The 2,275-nt window shown below is 46.9% G+C and carries 4 protein-coding genes; all 4 read right to left on the bottom strand.

The features are described 5' to 3' along the window. Positions 1 to 448 (bottom strand): N-acetylmuramoyl-L-alanine amidase (locus AC06L3_RS06150; RefSeq protein WP_475669742.1); only part of this gene is annotated, 448 nt, incomplete at its 3' end. A 73-nt stretch (positions 449 to 521) separates the two neighbouring features. After that, positions 522 to 1,391, bottom strand: a complete 870-nt coding sequence (dinD, locus tag AC06L3_RS06145; RefSeq protein ID WP_475669741.1) for a DNA damage-inducible protein D — start codon at positions 1,389 to 1,391, stop codon at positions 522 to 524. An 80-nt stretch (positions 1,392 to 1,471) separates the two neighbouring features. After that, positions 1,472 to 1,852, bottom strand: coding sequence for a hypothetical protein (locus tag AC06L3_RS06140; RefSeq protein ID WP_475669740.1), 381 nt, complete (start codon positions 1,850 to 1,852; stop codon positions 1,472 to 1,474). 62 nt (positions 1,853 to 1,914) lie between these two features. After that, positions 1,915 to 2,275 (bottom strand): site-specific integrase (locus AC06L3_RS06135; RefSeq protein WP_475669739.1); only part of this gene is annotated, 361 nt, incomplete at its 5' end.

Below are 2,275 nucleotides of genomic sequence, written 5' to 3'. Positions count from 1 at the left end.
TCAAAATGTAAAATGACTCTTCGAAATCCGGGTCTCCGTCAGAGTTGTCGGTGCGCATCTGCATATCGGGAAGGTATTTCTTTGCGGCTTCGAATATGCAGGTTGCGAGGGCATCTGCGGCTGTCTTGCCTTTGGAAGTATAAATGCTCCATCCGTGCGGCTGCGTCCACTGTGAGCCGTTTCCGTAGGCGTTGACGTGGATGCTGACAAGGATTGCATTCTGCTTGCCGTGGAGCAGACACCAGCTGTTGACACGCCGGCAGCGCTCCTTGAGGGAGATATCGTCATCCTCTGGAACGAGGAGTTCGGCATCATAGCCTCGATCCTGAAGGTCCAGGACTATTCGTCTTGCGATTTCGCGGTTGAAGAAGGCTTCACGGAGCTGCCCATCTGGAGAACGTTTGCCCGGGGTAAACTGGCCGTGGCCATTGTCGATGAAGATTTTCATGGAGTTGCTTTGCGTTTATTTAAGCAACTCGCTGATTCCTAAACGAAGATAGTAATAAAGTTTGAGATAAGCGTTATGAATCTTTCTTGGAGTCAATCAATTTCTGATTGGCTTTCTCTATCTGCTTCTGCTTCTTTTCCACAATCTTGATGCTTTCAACAGAAGGAAGGTCTTCAGGCATTGTGCCACCGATGCGCTCAATGGTTTTTCTGACTTCAACACCTACGTTGTAGTGCACAGCATTTGCCTGAGCCTTTCCCTTGATGTTTTCTTTCCTGAGTTTTTCTTCTGCCTGTGTGGCACGGAAGAGATTGGCGGCAAGTTCTGTACTGCCCATATGGTCAAGAATCTTCTGCTTTTCCGTAAGCCCTTTGTGGCGGTGAATGGCATCTTCATCCATCCCGTTGTATAATCCTTGGTATCCGGCATTTTGGAAACGGGCATATTCCCAAGGTTCCTTTACGCCGGCATTCTTTGCTGCATCTGCAAGCTGAGAGTTATGTTCCTTCATCTGACGGCGAAGGAAGAGCCGCATTTCCTCTTCAGTGGTTAGATGCTTGTATTCCTGCATCTGCTGAATCTCGGCATACCTTGTTTGGATAGCAAAGTATGTCTGGGCTTCGGCTATTTCTTTCTTTCTGGGATCACCGTTTTGCGCGATAAGATAGCAGGCGTATCTAGTCAGTTTTACATCCTGGACTTCTTTCTCCGCAACACCGGTTTTTACTATTTTGCTGACGTCAGCAAAATTGGCTGGAACATCACCAGTGGCCGATTTGCAGGCTTCTTTGGCTTTTTCAATGACAGCTTCGAAGTTGCGCCATTGAGTATATCCGAGGTATGGCGCGAGCTCACGGCCATACCAGAATTCAATGCCATTTTCGTCGATGTGTTTGATGCTCTCGAATAGAGACGCAGCTTCTTTTGTCAAAGTATATTCCATAAAATGTTACCCTTGTTTTGATTCGGGACTATTTGCGAAGATACGGAAAATACTTTGAACTATATGTTTTTCCGCTATTATTATTTCCACAATCCTGCACATTGCCGTACTTCGCATACGGTATTGACGACTTCCCAAACGAGTCCGGCTTCAAGCTTGAAGCCTTGCTCCTCGAGTGCCTCTGCAATCTCCGTTATCGGTTCGATGTCTATGTCTAAAAATTCCATTGCACAGTAGTACCCATCCTGGCAGGATTTGACGTACTGCCTGCAATTGTTTAAGGTTGTCCGGTCAAGTATCTGGTTTGGAGTATGTGTTTCTCCGCAATATGTTCCAAGAAAAGGTCTAATCTTAAAGAAGGCTTGCTGAGCATCTTCCAATCCTTCATAGAGGATATCAGCTGCCTTTTCAGATAGCTGGTTGATCGAATCGATTATTTGATAAGTTCTGTCCTTGTCCATCGTTCTACAAATATACAAAAAAGAGGTCAACCACTGAAGATTAACCTCTTGTATCTCGTGTATTAGTCCAGCAGGTTGGTCATTTCCTTGATCATATCGTCATCGATGTCACGATAGCGAGCGAATGCCTTTGAGCCTTCGCAGTGGCCTGAGAGTTTGCCAACAAGGTTCGGGTCTTTGACTTTCTTATAGAGGTTGCCGATGAAGGTACGTCGGGCCATGTGTGAGCTGGCCACGTCACAGATGGGATGCTGCTCTGACTGCTTGGTGACAGGGTTTACAATGGTAACGACTCTTTCAATGCCGGCTTTCTTGAGGCCGACACGAATGAGGTCGTTGAGTTTGCCGGTGCTCATGAAAGGGAAGAGGAAGTCTCCGTGTTCTCCTTTGTGGCGGTTCATCACTTCGATGGCAGTAGGAGCG

The organism is Candidatus Egerieousia sp. (assembly GCF_056211015.1).
This window is presented reverse-complemented; position numbering and strand designations above follow the sequence as displayed.

Bases quoted from the DNA above. Each gene is read 5' to 3' on its own strand.
- AC06L3_RS06140 (WP_475669740.1), bottom strand. From the start codon at position 1,852: ATGGACAAGGACAGAACTTATCAAATAATCGATTCGATCAACCAGCTA.
- dinD (WP_475669741.1), bottom strand. From the start codon at position 1,391: ATGGAATATACTTTGACAAAAGAAGCTGCGTCTCTATTCGAGAGCATC.